Here is a 19,687-nt window from a genome sequence, read left to right on the forward strand (position 1 = left end):
CCTTCGAGTTCTTCAACACTTTCTTGAATATCGATATGCACTACCCCTGTCATCACTCACCCAGAATGCTACCTATACTTAGATTTACCATCTGTCGCATTCTTTTTTCAAATTGGTATAAATATGCTGGAGAAAACAAAATAGCACATAAAACTGTGTGGGTGGACAAAAACGGTGTCCATCGAAAAAAGTATCAAGCAGACGACTTTGACTTTTATGCTGTTTATCTACCTGATATAGATAAAGTTGTTTATCCATCGATTAAATTTGGTGGTTGCTGTATAAATACCCAAATACCTAATTCAGCAACACCGTTTTACTGGTGGGAAGATTTTACAGACTTTACAGAAGAAGCGCCAAAGCGAACTTATAAAGAATTTGGAGTTGACTTAACAACCAGAAAGGTTAATCCAGACTCAAGAATTCATACTAGAAAAGTAGAAAGACCATCACAAGAAGAACTGCAAAAATTGGTGTGGGAAAAACCAACAGCACAAATAGCCAAGGATTTTGGTGTATCTGATAAGGCTGTGGAAAAATGGTGTAAAGTTTATGGTGTAGAAAAACCACCCAGAGGATATTGGGTTAAGAAAGCTTACGGAAAAATACAAAACTAATTAAAACCCAAGGTCTGCTTTTGCTAGTTCAGCAGCTGCAAATACCTCTTCATCTGATTTTTCTTCCCAAGCAGCATCGCCAATTTCTGTATAGAAAACTGTATCGTAAGGACGAGTACGAACTACGACTGGCATCGGCACAGCATGACCTAAAATCAAGGCTTGTTGTTTAGAATCTAACTTTGCTAACACCGATTTCAAACTGCCAGCACCAGACACGCCTGTGAAAATCGCGTCAATATCTTTTTCATCGTTAAGCAAGGCAGTGACGCGAGTACCAATCTGGGACATGACTTCGTTATCTATGCCCGATGGACGTTGATCGACTACGAGGAGTGTGACAAAATATTTCCGCATTTCGCGGGCGATCGTCCCAAAAATAGTACTTTGGACTATAGCAGGATCGAGGAAGCGGTGCGCTTCTTCGATGGTAATCATTAACTGCGTTGGTTTATCGTTGGGATTTTTGGTCTGCAAAAACTTTTCTGCTTTGCTGACATAATGTTGGTGAATGCGGCGGGTAATCATATTTGTCACCAACATGTAAGAAAGCATATCTGATTGCGAACCAAACTCAATAACGACGTTCTTACCTGCTTCGAGCGATCGCAAAACTTGATTAATATAATTGTGCGGGCAAGCAGCACGCATATATTTCAAATTTTCCAGGCGAAAGAGTTTGCGCTGCAATGCCGTGATTGAACCTTGGTGTCCCCGCTTCTCCTCACAAAGCATCTTGATTTCTTCGTTGGTCATACTTAACAACTGTAGAATCCAAGACTTACCAAACTCGGCGTAGAGGATATTAGCATTATCGATGCTTGCGTCTGAGAGTCCTAGATCGCGAGAGCATAATTTCACATCTTCTACTTCTATTTGGTCGTAACTGAGGTAGAGTTCTTGAGCATGAGGAACACCACGACGCTTAGTTGATTCAGGGTCGAGGGTATATACTTCTACTTTGCTAGGAAATAATTGCTTTAACCCTTTAACAGTGCTAAATTGCTTACCTTCTGAGACAGCTTCCCAACCATACTCAGAGTGCATATCAAATATTAAATTTACTGCCGCATTTTTGCGAATTGTCCCAGCTAAAAGTAAGCGTGTGAGAAAAGATTTACCAGTTCCAGATTTACCAAAAACGCCATTGCTGCGTTCGACAAAGCGGTTTAAATCAAGGCACACCGGCACATCCATATCTAGTGGTTTGCCGATGGAAAAGTTTTTTCTTTGGGGATCATCTTCCCAACCAAATACCCTGCGAAAATCTTCTTCCGAAGCTTCGTAAACTTGGCTAAAATGGCTAGGAATAGTTTTAACTGGCATCAATTCCATTGTGGTGCTGGTTTGTGGCTGAAATGATGCCAAAGAACTCAGAAGTTGAGATTTGGATGCTTGCTTCTTCCCATTTTCCCCCTCTCCCCATCTCCCATTCTCCCCCTCCTCTTCTGGAGGGGTAAACATCAACATTGGGGCAAGAGTAATAGTGCCATAAGTACCGCTACCCGCTAAAACTTCGCGTAAAAAAGTGTCCTCCCAGCTAGGAGGATTAGCAATGATTCGTTGGTTAGCAGTTCCCAGCGCCACATCCGTAAGCATGCAGAAAAAACGCGATCGCACCCCTTGCACGACTAGAAATTTACCTACTCGCATATCTTCAACCAAAATATCAGGGTGCAATCGCACTTCTAATCCGCCTGTCAGAGAACCCTGGATGACCGAACCTAATGGCTGCCCTAAATTCATTTGATTAATTACATACTTACGTGCCCTATTTTATGTTGAATTTTAGTTGTAGGGTAATGGGAAATTGGGAATTGGGAATGGGAAATGGAAGGGGGTAAGGAGTAAAGGTGAATAGGAAGAGTGGAAAATAACCACTAACTATTAACTACTAACCACTAACTACTAACTATTAACTCTTGACCCTTGACTCTTGACTGTTGACTAATTACTCAATTTCAATTGAAGTTGGTGCAGTTCCAGTTGTTCTTTGAGTGGGGGCTGTTAGTGGTTTGCGAAATTGAGTGTAAAGGCGATCGCGCCAAGCAAAAAATGGTTCATAGACGAGATTATCTGCTAAGCCTGGTACGCCTTTGCCTCTAAGAGTCGCTGGCAGATCCAGATAGGGCCCTTCCGGGAATTTCAACAATATCGACAAACCCGCCACTGCAAAGTCAGCAAGAGTAGGTTCATCCCCTACCAAATAAGGACTATCTGCCAATAGCAGACATAAAGCTTCTAAGTCTTGCTTCAAATCCGCGATCGCTCTTTGCACTGCTTCCGGACTATAACCTACTCCAAAACCTAAAAGTTTGAGTACGTCGTTAGGTACTCCTTCCACTACTGTTTTAAAGACATCTGGAACAGAAGTAGGTAATAAAGCTTTGCGGAAATTTTGGTCTTGACTAATCGCATAAAACAGTGCTTTGCGTCCCTTGATGCCAATTGATTCGTCTGCCCATTCTTCCATCATTAAGCATAAACCCCGTTGCTTAGAATCTTGGGGTATCAATGGGCGATCGGGATACTGAGAGTCTAAATACTTAGCTATCTCAGTAGAATCCACAATATATTTATAACCATCCTTCAGTACAGGTACTTGCCGCTGACCTGTCAACCTAAAAAGTTCTACCTGACCAATTCCAGGTGTAACTTCGATTTTGCGGTATTCTAATCCTTTATAATCAAGGAGCAGACGTACTTTCTCTGAGTACTGAGATAGTTCAAATTGGTACAATTCCAGCATTCTTCCAATCCTGCAATTGGTTCATTATTTTATTTTACTGTTTTATCTTTAATGTAAATTAATCTCACTTATCTTAATTTCAACTGAGATAGCAAACTTAAATCAAATAATCAAATCTTCTATCTCTCTTTTTTCATTATTCTGTAAACATAAAATAATCTTGTCATTCAGTTTTGCTATTGAGAAAAATTTTTTGATATTTAGTACTCAAACAGGATTGCTAGAATGGGAAATTTTGATGAGTTGAGAGCAATTAACATCTGAGTTAAAATTTTTTGGTGAAATCACCTAAAAATACTTATTGTTTATTGGAAATTAGCTTCATCACTTAAGAATTTTACAAGCTAATAGATAAGTAAACCTGGGAGTATATTTACTGAATTAACATTGTCTTGGCTGTGGGAACATGTAAATAAATATCCATGTCAGTATCTCAAAGATATTCACTTTTGCTAAGACAACCGCTCGTGGCAGAAAAATCCTACTACTATGGTTAGATTTTTTGCTTAGCAAAATGTTATAAGTCTTTATGTAATGTGTGGAAATTAAAGCCAAACAAAATTTATGAAGGTAAATAATGGCAATTTGCTAACCAAGTTGGCTAGTATTGTGGGAGTGACTGGTGTCAGTTTCCTTGTTGGTTTACCTGTAGGGGCAAACCAGGCATTAAATCCTAATCCTGGTATTTTTCAAGAAGTGACCTATAGCCGTGGTCAACGAATTTTAGCAAACAACAATTACACACCTAGTGCGTCGGTACAGCAAACAAAGGGTAAAACTCCAGCTAAAAATATAATAGCGCAGGGTACCAGTAGTGGCGGAGTACTAAATCCTAGCCCCGGTATTTTGCAGGAGTGTCCCTACAACCGTGCTGCTTGTCCTCAAACTACTCCCGCACCTGCTGTTCCACCTACTACTCCTGAAACACCACCTTCTGAACCAGGAACAACTCCAACTCAACCAGAAGCAGGAACTGAAGACAAAACCCTAGTAGCCGTGGCGGAATCCAGCAAAGATTTTACAGTGTTGACAAAGGCTCTCAAAGCAGCCGGGTTAGCAGAAACTTTGCAAGGTACAGGACCATTCACCGTTTTTGCTCCTACTGATGAGGCTTTTGCGAAATTGCCCCAAGATGCTGTGCAAGATTTGTTGAAGCCAGAGAATAAAGAAGTATTGGTGAAGATTTTGACTTACCATGTAGTGCCTGGTCAGGTATTATCTGGCGATTTGAAATCTGGCGAAGTTAAAAGCGTTGAAGGCGGCCCGATTAGCGTTAAGGTTGATGGCCCTAACAATGTGATGGTCAACGATGCGAAGGTAACTCAACCAGATATCAAAGGTAGCAACGGCGTTATTCATGCTATTGATAACGTCATTTTGCCTCCTGACTTGTAATAACAAGTTTATTTGATTACTTAATCATTTCCGTATTACCCCACCCGCTTGACGGCACCCTCTCTTTTCTAAAGAGGGGTTGAGGAGGGGTATTTTTTATAAGCATTCATACAAGTGTATCCTTGGCAGTTCGTTATACCAAGTTGTGTTCAGATATAGCAATTCGTGCCCTCTCCCCCTCCCCTCTCCCAAATTGGGAGAGGGGGTGAGGGAAGTACTATCTTTGAGTGCAACCTAGTCTTATAAGCTGTTCCATATCTAATTTGCATGATCTTGGCGGGCGGGGACGCTCACCCCACAAGAGTTAGACTAATTTAGAATATGCAGGTTAAATGTGTTTTAGCTTATCTTAGGTTAGTCAAAACTACACTGAGAAGGTAAACAATTTGCTGACCCCATCTGTCAAACTACCCTTATACAGTAAACGCATCATTGTCACCGCACCTCGAAACTACGCTGTGAGATTATCGCAACAACTCATTCAACAAGGTGCTTTACCTTTGCTAATGCCAACTATAGAAACCTGTTTGCTAGACGATTTTGCTGAGTTGGATACTGCACTTGCAAAAATCGATGCATTCGATTGGATTGCTTTCACAAGTAGAAATGGTATCGATGCATTTTTCCAACGCTTAGAATATTTGGGGCTAGACCCTTGGCTACTAAAAAATTGTTGTTTTTCTGCGATTGGTAAGGACGCGGAACAATTAGCGGCTTTTGGTGTGAAAGTAGATTTAATTCCTCAACAACCCAGCCCAGAAGGAATCATTGCTGAATTGGCTAAAATTCCAGATATTCGAGAGAAAACCATTTTAGTGCCAGTTCCAGAAGTTGTCGGCGTACCAGAACCCGATATAATTCCTAACTTTGTTGCTAGTTTGGAAAAACTGGGTATGAGTGTCACTCGCGTACCAACCTATATGACGCGGCGTTTAGACAAATGTTTTTATGAGGTGGAGTTAAGGCTAATTCGTCAGGGAAATATAGATGTCATCGCTTTTAGCAGCACTGCGGAAGTTGCAGGTTTTTTGCAAATGGTTAGCTCAAAAGAGGATTATGAGCAGTGTGCGATCGCTTGCTTTGGCCCATATACTGCAACTAATGCCAAAAAGTTGGGTTTAAATGTTTCCATCGTTGCCAAAGATTACAGTTCATTTGCAGGGTTTGCAGAAGCGATCGCCTCATTTTTTCTGGTTAAGTCTGGAAATGCTCTTTCAAAGCACGACAGCCGATTCTAAAGGTATGCTGAATTAGCGATCGCCTGTTGATAAAACATTATTAGAAGACCTCATCAAAAATACGCTTTATGACTGCTGTAACTCCTGTTGTCAAACCTGTTAGTCAGATGCAACTTGCCCCTGGTAGCGCCGTTACCATTCCAAATGTGAGTTGGCAGGAATTTGAGTCGATTTTGCAGGAATTAGGAGAACACCGGAGTGCGAGAATAGCCTACAGCAAGGGTACTTTAGAAATTATGGTTCCTCTACCCGAACATGAAATTCCCAGAGACCTTCTTTCTGATATTGTCAAAACATTGCTGAAGGCTAAGGGCATCAAATACCAGCCTTTTGGTTCTACCACCTTCAAACGGGAAGGTACGGCAGGAATTGAACCCGATGCTTGTTTTTATATCCAAAATTATCAACGCATGATTGGTCGTCGCCGCCTGCAAGCAGACGATCCACCACCGGATTTAGCAATTGAAACAGATGTAACTTCTAAAACTACTCTCGAAGCCTATCGAGCAATTGGTGTCCCAGAAGTATGGATTTATGACAGTGGTAGGCTGACTATCTATTTACTCAGTCAGGGAATTTACGTTAAATCTGACACCAGTACTATTTTTGAAAACATACAATTAACACAGATAATTCCTGCTTTAGTAGAGCGTGCTTGGCATGTGGGAAACGTTCAAGCATTGGAAGAATTTGAAGCAGCGATCGCACAAGGAAGAGAAGGAACTGAGTAACTTACCCAATGCCAGAAAAGAGCGCCTTCCAAGCTCAAGTGTAATTAATCTTTCCTAGGGCAATTTAATTTATCTAAAGATTTTCTGTTTAAGACTAGGTTAAGACTAGAATAAATATTACAATTAAAAATTCAAGCAAAGTAGTTTTTTCAAAATTGAATGAAGAAATGAAAAATCACTGCAACGTCTCCCGTCGCAGGAGGAATGCTCTTGTTAAGGCATTGCATACTGCTGTGGAGGGGAGGGCTAGGTATAAGATTAATGGGCTGCAAGGTTCGGAGGCTCTTAAGAAATACCTAGAGTTGGAGTTGTCAGGGGCAGAAGGCATCACCCAAGTGAGTGCTAACCCGTCAACTGGTAATGTTCTGGTAATCTACCAGCCAGGACATAATGCTTCGGCGATCGCTGCACAAATTGAACGCCTAGTCATAGAGTATGCAAAGCAAAGTCAGCACTCTATAACAGTCGGCACAGCAAATAAGATCAACCGAGCAGAGAAAAAGGCGAAAAATTTACCTGCAAGCAACAAAAAATTAAATAATCGTCAACAAAAGCTGACAAATGATGCTCCTCAGCAAGAAATTGTAGCTTGGCATCTCAAAGAAACTGATGTAGTTATTGCTGAGTTAAAAACTTCCAAAGCATCAGGTTTATCTAGCAAGAAAGCACAAGAAAAACTGAAGAAATACGGGCCAAATACTTTACCGGAAGCCGAGCCTCGCTCCGGGTTGAGTATGTTTATTGACCAGTTTAAATCCTTGCCCGTAGGACTTTTGGCGGTTGCAGCTGGTGTGTCAGTTGCTACCGGAGGCTTGGTCGATGCTGTGGTAATTATGGGGGTTGTAGTCATCAATGCCGCCATTGGTTACGCTACAGAAAGCAATTCCGAAAAGGTGATTCGCTCGCTGAAGAACCTAGTTAATCCCACGGCATTTACAATCCGCGATGGCAGCATTCAAGAAATCAGCGCCCACGAAATTGTTGTTGGGGATATTCTAGTTCTTAAACCCGGCAGTTACGTACCAGCAGACGCCAGACTCTTAGAAGCACAGCGTTTGAGCATAGATGAGTCAGCGCTGACGGGTGAGAGTATGCCTGTAACCAAATCCGCCCATACTCTCATCGGCGAAAATGTTCCCTTGGGCGATCGCCATAACATGGTTTACATGGGGACACTAGTAACTGGTGGACAAGGAACTGCGGTAGTGGTGGCGACTGGCAAACATACGGAGATGGGCAAGATCCAAATGATGGTCAGCGAAGCCACCATGCCCGAAACTCCGATGGAGAAACAACTAGACCAAGCAGGTAGCCAGCTTGTCATGGTATCGGGGGCAGTTTGTGCCTTATTCTTTGGTATCGGGCTGTGGCGTGGCAATGGTCTATTGCAGATGCTCAAGGCTTCTATCTCCCTAGCAGTGGCGGCAGTTCCCGAAGGTTTGCCCACAGTTGCTACTACAACTCTGGCGTTGGGGATCGCCAATATGAGGAAGCATAACGTCCTCATCCGCCGTTTGGATGCGGTAGAAACCCTTGGTTCCGTACAGACAATCTGCATGGATAAAACCGGAACCATTACTGCGAACCGGATGACAGCTGTAGAACTGTGTACGGATAACAAGTGCATCCAAGTAGGTCATGACCAATTGTTGGTAGGACACGAACCCATTAATCCTTATGATAACGAACAGCTCTTAAAGCTAATTCATGTCTTGACGCTGTGCAATGAAAGTGAAGTAGAGCAAGAAGGCGACGAATACATCGTCAGAGGTTCTGCCACTGAAAACGCACTCATTGATGTCGCCATCAAGGGAGGTGTAAACGTTATCAGTCTGCGGGCAAATTACCCACGACTGAAAATCAGCCACCGCTCCCAAGAACGCAATTACATGACGACGCTGCATGCCACTCCCGATGAGCGGCAAAACCTGATTGCCGTCAAAGGTAGCCCATCAGAAGTTTTAAGTCTGTGCAGTTGGCAAATCAAGAATGGGCATAAAGTCCCGCTCACAGAGGCAGACAGGCTAGCCATCGAAAACGAAAACGAGGACATGGCAGGCAAGGCGCTGCGGGTCTTGGGAGCTGCTTACCAGCTTGATGACTGCGATGGTCTCCATACTCGCGATGACTTGATCTGGCTGGGACTGGTTGGCATGATCGATCCCGTCAGAAATGGCGTAAAAGGATTGATGGGAGACTTCCATCAAGCTGGCATCGACACGGTGATGATTACTGGCGATCAAAGCCCAACTGCCTACGCCATCGGCAAAGAATTGAATCTGAGCAAGGGCGAACAACTGCAAATTCTCGATTCCACGCACTTGAGTAACATCGATCCCGAAGTGATGAAGGGACTCTTGCATCGCGTCCATGTCTTTGCCCGGATTAGCCCTGCCAACAAACTGCAAGTAGTGCAAGCGTTACAGGGTAGTGGCAAGGTTGTTGCCATGACAGGTGATGGCATTAATGATGCTCCTGCCTTAAAAGCTGCTGATGTGGGTATTGCGATGGGGCATACGGGAACAGATGTTGCCCGCGAAGTCGCCGATGTAGTGCTGGAAGATGACAACCTCGAAACCATGATTGTTGCCGTTAGCCACGGTCGGACAATCTATAACAACATCAGAAAGTCCGTCCATTTCCTGCTGTCTACAAACACCAGCGAAATCATGGTTATGTTAGCAGCGACGACAGCTGGTATTGGTCATCCGATGACAGCTATACAACTGTTGTGGCTGAACTTAATCACAGACATATTCCCAGCGCTGGCTTTAGCAATGGAAGCACCGGAACCCGATGTGCTACTCATGCCACCCCGCGATCCCAAGGAACCGATTATCAAGGGTTCTGACTTTAAGAGAATTATTCTAGAGTCAGCGGCATTGTCTGCCAGTGCTTTAGCAGCCTACTGGTATGGTATCAAACGTTATGGTATCGGGCCACAGGCAAGTACTATCGGTTTCATGAGCTTGACAATGGCTCAGCTGCTGCACACTCTCAGCTGTCGTTCCCAGAATCACAGCATATTCAGCAAGCAAAAACTGCCAGCCAATAAATACTTGAATATTGCGCTTGGTGGTTCCTTCGTTCTCCAGATACTAGCTGCAACCGTGCCGGGACTAAAAGGTCTATTGCAAATCGCTCCGATCGGCCTCGTTGATGCTACGGTGATCGGCAGTAGCGCCGTAGTTCCATTCTTAGTGAATGAAGGCAGAAAAGAACTGACGACAAAGTATCTGCAAGGAGATAACAACTCCACCCGTCTACTTCCTGCTAGCAACAACGATGTTGCTGCGATCGCACATTTAGAAACAGAACACCAGGAGGTGGAACCGCAAACTGTTGCTGTCGTCTCCTATTAAAGGAGAAACCAACAGCCAGCCCTGCACTTAGGTGCAGGGTTATTTGTTTCACAACAATTTGTTAGTAGTTAGTGGATAGTGGATAGTGGTTGACCACTATCCACTATCCACTAACAGTCATCACGAACAATACTTTTATTTATGCTGATAGACTTAGATGAAATATGAAAAAAGATTTCATGTTCAGTTCCGAGTCCGTCACTGAAGGACACCCGGATAAACTTTGCGACCAAATCAGCGATGCAATTGTAGATAAATTTCTACAGCGAGATCCTTATTCTAGGGTAATTGCAGAATGTGCTGTAGCCACTGCAATTGTATTCATTGCTGCCAGATTTGAATCTGATGCAGTTGTAGATTTCACAAAAATAGCCAGACAGGTAATTAAGCAGGTCGGTTATGATGAGCCTGATTTTAATGCTAAAACCTGTAGTATTGTCACCAGCGTGAAGGAATTAACATCTCACAGCTACCGTTATTGGGATGCAAAAAGATTATCCAATGAAGAAATAGAGTTAATTCCTGTTACCGATCAAGTGACGGTCTTTGGTTTTGCCTGCAATCAAACCCCTGCTTTGATGCCGCTTCCGATTTGGTTGGCACACCAACTAGCAAGGCGACTAACCACCGTACGGCAGGAGAAAATACTCCCATACATTGCACCTGATGGCAAAACTCAAGTTGGAATTGAATATCGCGATCGCCAGCCCTACAGAATCCACAGTATCTCTATTCTGGCGAGTCAAAATAGGCAGTCACAATTAGATTTAGCTAATGAAAAAATACTCCGGGAAGAGATTAAAGAAACAATTATCGATTCTGTCTTTGAATTTGAAAACGAAGAAATAAAGCCCGATGAAAAGACAAGAATCCTCATCGATTTCGATCAGCCTTTCACAATCGGTGGCCCCTCCGTGCATTCAGGGTTAACTGGTAGGAAGAATGCCATAGATACCTACGGAGGTTATTCTCGGCATAGTGGCGCAGCTTTAAGTGGTAAAGACCCGACGCGGATAGACAGGGTTGGTGCTTATGCTGCCCGATATGCAGCTAAAAATATTGTGGCGGCTGGTTTGGCGGAAGAATGTGAAGTGCAGCTAGCCTACTCGATTGGACTTGCCAGGCCTGTCAGCATTCAGGTGGAAACTTTCGGTACAGGCAAAATTTCTGATGAAGAAATTACAGTACTTTTGGAAAAGCATTTTGATTTCCGCCTAGCGGGAATCATCAAGAAATTTAATTTGAGATTGCTGCCTGAGATTGTCAAAGGTGGATTTTACAGAAAACTGGCTGTCTACGGTCACGTTGGCAGAATGGATTTGGGAATTGTGCCTTGGGAAGAAACGGATATGGTTCCAGTATTGCTAGGATGAACCGGACAGGCTGTCGCTTGTATTCTCAGGCAGGCAAGATGCCTATCTCACAAGAATCATCCCTTGATTCAGCAACCCCCCAACAAATACCTTTAGTGTTTCCGGAGACGTGGTACATCTGGCCGATGTTGCATCTGCTCGATTCGTCTCTGGAACTCAACTATATGTGGCCTGCTAAACCGCTTGAGTTGTCGTGTCTTTCTTAACACTCGCACAATATCTGTATTAGACTTGTGAGTTTGCTGTTTAATACGTAGCCGCAGCCTTCTTTCTTGGTCTAGTTTCGACCCAGTTGTTACTGTTTTGTCATAAGTTGATTGCTTTTCTGGTTGTGCCAAAGCAGTAGCAGGTGTAAGAAATAGAAGTGTTACCAATAATACTTTTAATAACTTCATAATGTGCCACCCTCTAAGTGATGGCTTTCTCTAATTCGTCTTAGACTTAAAAGCTAATTTATTTTTGATCTTACACTTTTAGTATAGAGAGAAAGTTTGAGGAAGTTGTGAATGAATAAGGGATTTAACTGATATACAGGTATTTTTTGAACTAAGTGTTTCGGCTGCAAACCAGATCAAGTTACTCAATTAGTTTTTAGAGATGGCAGAAAGGTAGTTACCAAAAATTTTTCCTTAGCAACTGCCTTTACCGCACAGAAACCAACAAAACTATGAACCTATAAATAATGACATATGATGGGTATTTGTTTAAACACCTAGTTGCAGTTGTTAAACTTACACAATGCAGCGATCGCATTTTTATTTTGGTGGTGATTTTTCTCCCCAACGCAACAGTATAAGGGGAAACCTTGGGCACATTTGTTAGATAATTTAATAAATATTGCTGTTCTCGGTTCTTGCCACCATAACTGTGCCGTCGATGAACAAAGTCCATCGCCAAGCCCCAGCACCACGAATGATCAACCGTGCTGGCAACTTTAATGTTGTGCGTAAAGGTATATCAAATTCCCATTGGGGAGACCTGTACCATTTACTACTCACTCTTTCCTGGCCTAAGTTCTTAGCGCTGATCGCTTTAGGGTATTTAGTTGCTAACTCCTTCTTTGCCTTGGCATACCTAGCGGGAGGGGATGGCATAGAAAACGCACAGCCGGGTAGCTTTCCGGATGCCTTTTTTTTCAGCGTCCAGACTATGGCATCTATTGGCTATGGGGCGATGTTTCCCAAAACAGCTTACGCCAATACCTTAGTAACCATTGAAGCACTGTTGGGTCTGATGGGTTTAGCAATGGCGACTGGACTGGTATTTGCCCGCTTTTCGCTGCCTAAGGCGCGAGTGATGTTTAGCCGTGTGGCGGTAATTACGCCCTACAACCGTGTACCAACGCTAATGTTTCGAGTCGCAAACGAGCGCCAAAACTGGATCTTAGAAGCACAAGTGCGGGTGACTTTGGTACGTAGCGAGATTACTGCTGAAGGAGAGGCAATGCGGCGATTTTACGATATGCAACTACTTCGCAGCCAGACACCACTATTTGCCCTGACTTGGACAGTTATGCATCCAATTGATGAAAACAGTCCCCTCTATGGGATGACACCAGAACAGATGATTGAGGATGATATGGAAGTAGTGGTAACTCTAACTGGAATTGATGAAACTGTCTCCCAGGCAATTCATTCTCGTCACTCGTTTATTGCTGGGGAAATTTTTTGGAATATGAGATTTGTAGATATTTTATCCAAGACACAGAACGGTAGGCGCAGTATTGACTATTCTCGCTTTCACGATGTTATACCGCTAGATAATTAGCTCAGATGATAAATTTTACCTCTCGCATGGAGGCGGTGCAATCGCCTATTATTCCTGTTGTTGGGGAACTGATTAAAAGCTGCCCCGGAACAATTTCTTTAGGACAAGGTGTTGTTTATTACAGCCCACCACCAGAAGCCTTTGAACTTTTACCGAAATTCCTCGCCGAACCCACTAATCATCTATACAAAGCTGTTGAGGGAATTCCCCCATTGTTAACAGCACTAACAGCAAAATTGCAAACCTTTAACAACATAGAAATCAACCAGGAAAACTGCATCGTCGTCACCGCAGGTAGCAACATGGCGTTTATGAATGCCATTCTTGCTATTACTTCTGTAGGTGACGAAATTATTTTGAACACGCCCTATTATTTCAATCACGAAATGGCAATTACAATGGCGGGGTGTTATCCGGTGTTAGTAGAAACCGATGAAAATTACCAACTGCGTCCCGATGCGATCGCCAAAGCTATCACCCCAAAAACACGGGCAGTAGTGACAATTTCTCCTAACAATCCAACCGGTGCGGTGTATTCCGAAGCGGCTTTGCAACAAGTCAATCAAATTTGTCGCGATCGCAGTATCTATCACATCAGCGATGAAGCCTACGAATACTTTACCTACAACGCAGTCAAACACACCTCCCCTGGTGCATTTGTTGGCAGTAGCGAATACACCATTTCACTTTACAGCCTTTCCAAAGCTTACGGTTTTGCTAGCTGGCGCATTGGCTACATGGTGATCCCAAAACACCTGCTTGTCGCCGTCAAAAAAGTCCAGGATACAATTTTGATTTGTCCGCCTGTGGTTTCCCAGTATGCAGCTTTGGGTGCTTTGCAGGCACAACCAGACTATTTGAGAAATAATATTGAGGCGATCGCCCAAGTGCGAGAATTGGTGCTTGACTCTCTCCAGCGCCTAGAAGGATTATGTACCATTGCTCCTGCCGATGGTGCTTTCTATTTTTTTCTCAAAGTTAATACTCAAATGGATACCTTTGAGTTAGTCAAAAGATTAATTCAGGAACATCAAGTTGCAGTCATTCCAGGCACTACCTTTGGCATGAATAACGGATGTTATCTGCGTGTCGCCTACGGTGCATTGCAAAAACAGACAGCTAAAGAAGGAATAGAAAGATTAGTTAGAGGTTTACAAAAGATTGTTTAAAAGTGATAATTTAACCACCAAGACACTAAGACACAAAGAGGTCATTTCTTGGTGTCTTGGAGCCTTGGTGGTGAGTTATTCTAAGTAATATTTTTAAAACACAAAGATGCCAATTATCAATAAATTCATTGAAGTCGAAACCAAGCAAGGAATTCATATTCATAACATCACGCCCCAAATTGAAACATTAATTTCCTCAACACCCATTCAAAATGGACAATTATTGGTGTTTTCTCGCCATACAACAGCTGCCTTAGCTATCAACGAGTATGAAGAAAGATTATTAGAAGATATCAAAGTATTTTTAGAGAAACTAGCACCAGCATCAGAACGCTATTTGCATAACGACTTACATTTTAGAAAAAATATCCCACCAGATGAACCCATGAATGCTCATTCTCATCTGATGGCAATGATGTTGAATAATAGCGAAGTAATTCCTATTGTTGATGGCAAGTTAGGTTTAGGGACTTATCAATCTGTCTTGTTTTTTGAATTAGACGGGCCGCGTAAAAGGACTGTGTTTTGCCAAATTTCAGGAGAATGATTTTTGATTACTTGCGTTCCCAAGATTAAATCATAAGCTAAATTTCTCAAACTCTGGTTGTCCAAACAGCATATTTGCGTCTACTGCTGACAAAACTTTATTGTTAGCGCGATCGCTATTTAAACACTGGCAAACTAACTGCGCTACATCTGTGCGATTAATCATACCAGCAATGCGGGGATCTTCGGTTAAAACTCCATTTCTAGTTGCGGGTTCAGAGTGTAACCCACCAGGACGGATGATAGTATAGGTCAGTCCACTTTCGATTAAGTGCTGTTCAGCTTTTTCTTTATCAATCAAAACAGGTTGCAGTGCTTCTAATATTTGCGCAGATAAAGCAACAACACTATTTCCAGCACCTATGGAAGAAACTAAAATAAACTTTTGCACCCCGGCTTTGACTGCTGCATCGATCAGATTTTTATTACCTAGATAATCTGCCCTATTGTTGTCTTTAGCTAAACCACCGATCGTACTAATTACAGCATCAATTGGTTCGTCTCCCTGCATCGCACTTTCTACATCGTCCGCATTCATCGCATCTCCCAGAACTACCTTAATTCCCATTGCTTCTAATTCATTACGAGTTGCATCTGTTCTCAAGAGTGCTTTTACCTTGAGTTGTTGTTCCCTCAAGCATTGGGCAATTTCTCGCCCCACGCCCCGACTTGCTCCAGCTAGAAAAATGTAAGATGCTGTTGTCATGGATGCTTTTTACAATCGATAGTACTATTCAACAAATATTAACTATATCTTTCTTTAGTCATCAAAATATGTGAAATAGCGAAGTGATTCTAAAGGCAAATAACGCTAGAGTAATTATACTTAACCCGATAGTAGGAAGGCGCTTGATGGGAAAAAATGCAAAACTATAAAGTAACTCCCGGAGGTATAGGAATGGCTAAAAATGGGCTAGAAAACCTCGATCAAGATGCCAGAGTTAGAGCAACCTCAAAAATCTGGGGAATTACAGCCGGAATTTTAGCAATTTGCATCCCACTTTCAGCTGTTACTAGAAGTGGGCCGATTCTCCCTTTAGCGGCGATCGCAGGTGCAGCCGTGGGGACTGTGGCGGTGTGGCGTTCTGACGATCAAAAATCAAGAACTAACTATTTGCAACCTCAACAATTACAAAAGCTAGAGCAAAGAATTGAGAATTTAGAAACCATTGTTAGCAGTAATGACTTTGATTTACAAAGGAAAATTAAACAGCTAGAGCCTAGTGAATCCGCTGGGTTGTTCCGAGACAATGGCAAAGCCCAGAATCAGAAAATCTTTAGCCAAGTAAGTTTCCTTGTGTAACACGCAATTTAATTCCTGTTCATCTGCATTTTGTAGAGTAAGTTACATGAGGATATTTTTATTTATATTTCTTTACGCTTCCCAGATGAAAATAGATTATTAATAATTCTTAATTAAATAAAAAACTTAAATTACTATATTGACTTGGAATGGATCATTCATGTTTTATAATACTTGACTCTGTCTGGAATACGGAAACTTAATTGAATGAAATATAACTTCAAGTAAACTTCATTGATACTGTAAGTCTAGTACGGGACGGCGGAAATAAACATCCATTTTAAAATAGACAAAAAATTCATATTTTAAAATCTTTACCTGCTTCCTCCTGCCTTGTTGCATTAGTCTCTGGCTTTGAGTCAAAAGATATGTCTAAAGAGAGGTTTAATTCGTAATTCCTTTATATAGAGAAAAATTTAATTGTAAAGTGATATTACAATTGTTTCAAAAATATTTAGAAATTATCGAAAAGTCAAACATGGTTCTAAGGTAGAACCTAAGGAGATACTAGAGGCAAATTTCAATGATGAATAACATTCAAAAGTATCGGTTTGTCTGTACCCTTACCTTTGGTGATATTTATGGTCAAATTATTGTTTGGCTGATTACGATTACAGTCAGTTTGGCATCTGCCTTGGCGCTGATGGGTGCAAGACGACCGATTTATGCTTTAGCTACGGTTGGACTTATCATTTTGTTATCTTTGCCTTTCTTGCTTTTTGCCTTCGTAACGACTTTGTTAAATCACATAGAGTTAGCTCCTATGGAGGCGGGAACAAAGATGGAACCAATACCTGGTAATGTTTCCCAACAAAAACCAGCAGAAGCAACTAGCTGAGCAGGATTTGATATTTGAGATTTTAGATTTGAAATGGAAGATTGGATATTGGAGATGACAAGGGAGTGGAGAGTGAGATAATTCCCTGCTTCCTACAGAATAAATGCATTAGCACAAACTCCCTGCTGTTAGCGGGGAATTTTTTTTACAGCAAGTAGTTAACGTGGGAGTAGGGGTAGTTTTCAAGCCTGCTCCTACTATAGAACAGCAGCTTTTTTTACAGTCCGGGGCTGATTATGCTAGAACACGATGTCATTATTGTTGGTGGTGGTTTGGCTGGATGTCGCGCCGCAGTGGAGATTGCCAGAAAGCATCCGAGTTTGAATATCGCTGTGGTTGCCAAAACCCACCCGATTCGTTCTCACTCAGTCGCTGCCCAAGGTGGTATTGCAGCGACACTAAAAAATGTTGACTCCTCTGATAGTTGGGAAGCGCACGCCTTTGATACGGTGAAGGGTTCTGACTACCTGGCAGACCAAGATGCGGTAGAAATTCTCACCCGCGAAGCACCGGATGTAGTTATTGATCTAGAACACATGGGTGTTTTGTTCTCTCGCTTGAGTGATGGACGCATTGCCCAACGCGCTTTTGGCGGACATTCCCACAACCGTACTTGTTACGCTGCTGATAAGACAGGTCACGCAATTTTGCACGAATTAGTCAACAATCTGCGGCGGTATGGCGTGCAAGTTTATGAAGAATGGTACGTGATGCGCCTGATTTTGGAAGAAAATCAGGCAAAAGGGGTAGTGATGTATCACATCTTGGATGGGCAGATCGAGGTGGTACGTGCCAAAGCGGTAATGTTTGCCACTGGTGGCTATGGACGGGTATACAACACAACTTCTAATGATTTTGCTTCTACGGGTGATGGTCTAGCAATGACCGCACTCGCTGGTTTGCCCTTGGAAGATATGGAATTTGTGCAATTTCATCCTACAGGGTTGTATCCAGTGGGGGTGTTAATATCGGAAGCTGTGCGTGGTGAAGGAGCCTATCTAATCAATAGTGAGGGAGAACGCTTCATGGCTAGGTACGCTCCCAGTCGCATGGAACTTGCTCCGCGTGATATTACCTCAAGGGCGATCGCTTACGAAATTCGCGCTGGTCGTGGCATTCATCCCGATGGTAGTGCAGGTGGCCCCTTCGTTTATCTTGACTTGCGCCACATGGGTAAGGAAAAAATCATGAGTCGGATTCCCTTCTGCTGGGAAGAAGCCCATCGCCTAGTAGGCGTTGATGCTGTTACTCAACCGATGCCCGTCCGTCCTACTATTCACTATTGCATGGGTGGTATCCCCGTTAATACTGATGGCCGAGTCCGCAGGAGTGGGGATCGCCTCGTAGAAGGCTTTTTTGCTGCTGGCGAAACCGCTTGTGTTTCCGTGCATGGCGCAAATCGCCTGGGTAGTAATTCCCTATTGGAATGTGTAGTTTACGGACGTCGAGCTGGTGCGGCGATCGCCCAATACGTGCAAAACCGCAAGTTACCGGAAATAAACGAGCAAAGCTATCTCAACGAAGCCAAGCAACAAATTCAGACTTTGCTAGATCAATCGGGACAGTATCGCATTAACCAAGTCCGTCAGGCTTTTCAAGACACCATGACTCAATTTTGCGGTGTTTTCCGTACAGAAGCATTAATGAGTGAAGGGTTGCAAAAATTACAGGAATTGCAACAACAATATACGCATATATATTTAGATGATAAAGGTGGTTGCTGGAATACCGAAATCATTGAAGCCTTGGAACTGCGAAGTTTGATGGTAGTAGGACAGATGATTCTATCCTCAGCTCTTAATCGTCAAGAAAGTCGCGGCGCTCACTTCCGCGAGGATTATTCCCAACGAGACGATGAAAAATTCCTCAAACACACAATGGCTTATTATTCACCAGCAGGAATTGATATTCAGTATCGCCCAGTGACGATTACGATGTTTCAGCCACAGGAACGGAAATATTAACTAGGGATTGGTGGTGGTTAGTGGTTAGTGGTTTACTACTCCCTCCACTCTCCCACTCTCCCCATCTCCCCCTCTCCCCCTCCCCTACTTGGGGACACATTCTATACAATCATCAACTTCTCTTCAACTTGCTTGATTTTATTTAACAAGCTGTTTACAACTCTTCTAGAACTTGCAAAAATAGTATAAATAATAACTTTTTAATAATGGTTTAATTTAAAAAACTGCCGAAATGGCAACATCCCTTGATAAGGTTTAGTTATTGTCAGGGTAAGTCAAACGAATTGGGTTTTACATCTGAGATTGTGGCTTAGGTAAATTTACTGTACAGGTCAAAACTGTAAAATTATTTACCAAGTTATTGCAAATCTTTCAGATCGCCGCGGTCATCTACCAAATTCTATATATCCAGGGCAAAGTGAGTCGCTAAACCAATACTTGGGTAATCTAAAATCGCGCTGTGAGATAACGCATACGTTAATTGCATCTGCAAATCAACATAAAAATATGTGAGATAGCGAACGAGTCATTAATAATTAGGGATTTGACTGCAAATTGCCAATAAAGGTGCAATATGTAACTATTTAGTAGTTGACTTGTGCTAGATATGAGTTAGTCTTATAGCGGATTGTTTT

At 42.6% G+C, this 19,687-nt stretch carries 16 protein-coding genes; 12 read left to right on the forward strand and 4 right to left on the reverse strand.

Features of this window, described 5'->3' with window-relative positions:
* Window positions 1-65: 65 nt before the first annotated feature.
* On the forward strand, window positions 66-617 hold the full coding sequence (locus HXY43_RS08185; RefSeq protein WP_290882060.1) for a hypothetical protein: 552 nt from the start codon (window positions 66-68) through the stop codon (window positions 615-617).
* Here the strand turns inward: HXY43_RS08185 and HXY43_RS08190 are convergent, their stop codons facing one another.
* Together HXY43_RS08190 and HXY43_RS08195 are read right to left on the reverse strand one after the other, a co-directional pair.
* Window positions 618-2,363, reverse strand: a complete 1,746-nt coding sequence (locus tag HXY43_RS08190; RefSeq protein WP_290882062.1) for an ATP-binding protein — start codon at window positions 2,361-2,363, stop codon at window positions 618-620. It abuts the gene before it with no gap.
* Window positions 2,364-2,568: 205 nt separating this feature from the next.
* Entirely contained in the window at window positions 2,569-3,366 is a 798-nt protein-coding gene (locus tag HXY43_RS08195; protein WP_290882065.1) for a glutathione S-transferase family protein, read from the reverse strand.
* A gap of 564 nt (window positions 3,367-3,930) precedes the next feature.
* On the opposite strand from HXY43_RS08195, the gene HXY43_RS08200 reads away from it, so the two are divergent.
* The 5 genes from HXY43_RS08200 (at window position 3,931) to metK (ending at window position 11,465) form a co-directional block, all read left to right on the forward strand.
* Window positions 3,931-4,761, forward strand: coding sequence for a fasciclin domain-containing protein (locus tag HXY43_RS08200; RefSeq protein WP_290882066.1), 831 nt, complete (start codon window positions 3,931-3,933; stop codon window positions 4,759-4,761).
* A gap of 386 nt (window positions 4,762-5,147) precedes the next feature.
* Complete coding sequence (locus HXY43_RS08205; RefSeq protein WP_290882067.1) at window positions 5,148-5,999, forward strand: uroporphyrinogen-III synthase; 852 nt, start codon at window positions 5,148-5,150, stop codon at window positions 5,997-5,999.
* A 68-nt stretch (window positions 6,000-6,067) separates the two neighbouring features.
* Complete coding sequence (locus HXY43_RS08210; protein WP_290882068.1) at window positions 6,068-6,730, forward strand: Uma2 family endonuclease; 663 nt, start codon at window positions 6,068-6,070, stop codon at window positions 6,728-6,730.
* Window positions 6,731-6,897: 167 nt separating this feature from the next.
* Window positions 6,898-10,092 (forward strand): HAD-IC family P-type ATPase, encoded by a 3,195-nt coding sequence (locus tag HXY43_RS08215; protein ID WP_290882070.1) that lies wholly within the window; start codon window positions 6,898-6,900, stop codon window positions 10,090-10,092.
* A 164-nt stretch (window positions 10,093-10,256) separates the two neighbouring features.
* A complete protein-coding gene (gene metK, locus HXY43_RS08220; RefSeq protein WP_290882071.1) occupies window positions 10,257-11,465 on the forward strand; it encodes a methionine adenosyltransferase in 1,209 nt (402 codons plus the stop codon).
* A gap of 92 nt (window positions 11,466-11,557) precedes the next feature.
* On the opposite strand, the gene HXY43_RS08225 is transcribed toward metK, so the two are convergent.
* The gene (locus tag HXY43_RS08225; protein WP_290882073.1) at window positions 11,558-11,860 is read right to left on the reverse strand and encodes a hypothetical protein; all 303 of its coding nucleotides are present in this window, start codon (window positions 11,858-11,860) and stop codon (window positions 11,558-11,560) included.
* Window positions 11,861-12,341: 481 nt separating this feature from the next.
* Here HXY43_RS08225 and HXY43_RS08230 point away from each other — a divergent pair, with 481 nt between their 5' ends.
* The 3 genes from HXY43_RS08230 to HXY43_RS08240 all read left to right on the forward strand — a co-directional run bounded on the left by HXY43_RS08230 (window position 12,342) and on the right by HXY43_RS08240 (window position 14,948).
* Window positions 12,342-13,232, forward strand: a complete 891-nt coding sequence (locus HXY43_RS08230; RefSeq protein WP_290882076.1) for an ion channel — start codon at window positions 12,342-12,344, stop codon at window positions 13,230-13,232.
* A gap of 5 nt (window positions 13,233-13,237) precedes the next feature.
* Complete coding sequence (locus tag HXY43_RS08235) at window positions 13,238-14,401, forward strand: pyridoxal phosphate-dependent aminotransferase (protein ID WP_290882079.1); 1,164 nt, start codon at window positions 13,238-13,240, stop codon at window positions 14,399-14,401.
* A gap of 106 nt (window positions 14,402-14,507) precedes the next feature.
* Window positions 14,508-14,948, forward strand: coding sequence for a secondary thiamine-phosphate synthase enzyme YjbQ (locus tag HXY43_RS08240; protein ID WP_290882082.1), 441 nt, complete (start codon window positions 14,508-14,510; stop codon window positions 14,946-14,948).
* Between the two features lie 30 nt (window positions 14,949-14,978).
* On the opposite strand, the gene HXY43_RS08245 is transcribed toward HXY43_RS08240, so the two are convergent.
* Window positions 14,979-15,653: an SDR family oxidoreductase gene (locus HXY43_RS08245; RefSeq protein WP_290882084.1), complete on the reverse strand. Its 675-nt coding sequence runs from the start codon at window positions 15,651-15,653 to the stop codon at window positions 14,979-14,981.
* Window positions 15,654-15,845: 192 nt separating this feature from the next.
* On the opposite strand from HXY43_RS08245, the gene HXY43_RS08250 reads away from it, so the two are divergent.
* From HXY43_RS08250 to HXY43_RS08260, 3 genes are all read left to right on the forward strand, one after another.
* Window positions 15,846-16,250 carry a hypothetical protein gene (locus tag HXY43_RS08250; protein WP_290882086.1) on the forward strand — a complete coding sequence of 135 codons (405 nt, stop codon included), beginning with the start codon at window positions 15,846-15,848 and terminating at the stop codon, window positions 16,248-16,250.
* Window positions 16,251-16,773: 523 nt separating this feature from the next.
* Window positions 16,774-17,088, forward strand: coding sequence for a hypothetical protein (locus HXY43_RS08255; RefSeq protein ID WP_035139397.1), 315 nt, complete (start codon window positions 16,774-16,776; stop codon window positions 17,086-17,088).
* A gap of 236 nt (window positions 17,089-17,324) precedes the next feature.
* The gene (locus tag HXY43_RS08260; protein WP_290882090.1) at window positions 17,325-19,052 is read left to right on the forward strand and encodes a succinate dehydrogenase/fumarate reductase flavoprotein subunit; all 1,728 of its coding nucleotides are present in this window, start codon (window positions 17,325-17,327) and stop codon (window positions 19,050-19,052) included.
* The last annotated feature ends 635 nt before the right edge of the window (window positions 19,053-19,687 follow it).

It is taken from the genome of Fischerella sp., assembly GCF_013388695.1.
GTDB lineage: Bacteria > Cyanobacteriota > Cyanobacteriia > Cyanobacteriales > Nostocaceae > PCC9605.

Coding starts and splice junctions, on each gene's coding strand:
- HXY43_RS08185 (WP_290882060.1), top strand. CDS start 66: ATGCTACCTATACTTAGATTTACCATCTGTCGCATTCTTTTTTCAAAT.
- HXY43_RS08190 (WP_290882062.1), bottom strand. CDS start 2,363: ATGAATTTAGGGCAGCCATTAGGTTCGGTCATCCAGGGTTCTCTGACA.
- HXY43_RS08195 (WP_290882065.1), bottom strand. CDS start 3,366: ATGCTGGAATTGTACCAATTTGAACTATCTCAGTACTCAGAGAAAGTA.
- HXY43_RS08200 (WP_290882066.1), top strand. CDS start 3,931: ATGAAGGTAAATAATGGCAATTTGCTAACCAAGTTGGCTAGTATTGTG.
- HXY43_RS08210 (WP_290882068.1), top strand. CDS start 6,068: ATGACTGCTGTAACTCCTGTTGTCAAACCTGTTAGTCAGATGCAACTT.
- HXY43_RS08215 (WP_290882070.1), top strand. CDS start 6,898: ATGAAAAATCACTGCAACGTCTCCCGTCGCAGGAGGAATGCTCTTGTT.
- metK (WP_290882071.1), top strand. CDS start 10,257: ATGAAAAAAGATTTCATGTTCAGTTCCGAGTCCGTCACTGAAGGACAC.
- HXY43_RS08225 (WP_290882073.1), bottom strand. CDS start 11,860: ATGAAGTTATTAAAAGTATTATTGGTAACACTTCTATTTCTTACACCT.
- HXY43_RS08230 (WP_290882076.1), top strand. CDS start 12,342: ATGAACAAAGTCCATCGCCAAGCCCCAGCACCACGAATGATCAACCGT.
- HXY43_RS08235 (WP_290882079.1), top strand. CDS start 13,238: ATGATAAATTTTACCTCTCGCATGGAGGCGGTGCAATCGCCTATTATT.
- HXY43_RS08240 (WP_290882082.1), top strand. CDS start 14,508: ATGCCAATTATCAATAAATTCATTGAAGTCGAAACCAAGCAAGGAATT.
- HXY43_RS08245 (WP_290882084.1), bottom strand. CDS start 15,653: ATGACAACAGCATCTTACATTTTTCTAGCTGGAGCAAGTCGGGGCGTG.
- HXY43_RS08250 (WP_290882086.1), top strand. CDS start 15,846: ATGGCTAAAAATGGGCTAGAAAACCTCGATCAAGATGCCAGAGTTAGA.
- HXY43_RS08255 (WP_035139397.1), top strand. CDS start 16,774: ATGATGAATAACATTCAAAAGTATCGGTTTGTCTGTACCCTTACCTTT.
- HXY43_RS08260 (WP_290882090.1), top strand. CDS start 17,325: ATGCTAGAACACGATGTCATTATTGTTGGTGGTGGTTTGGCTGGATGT.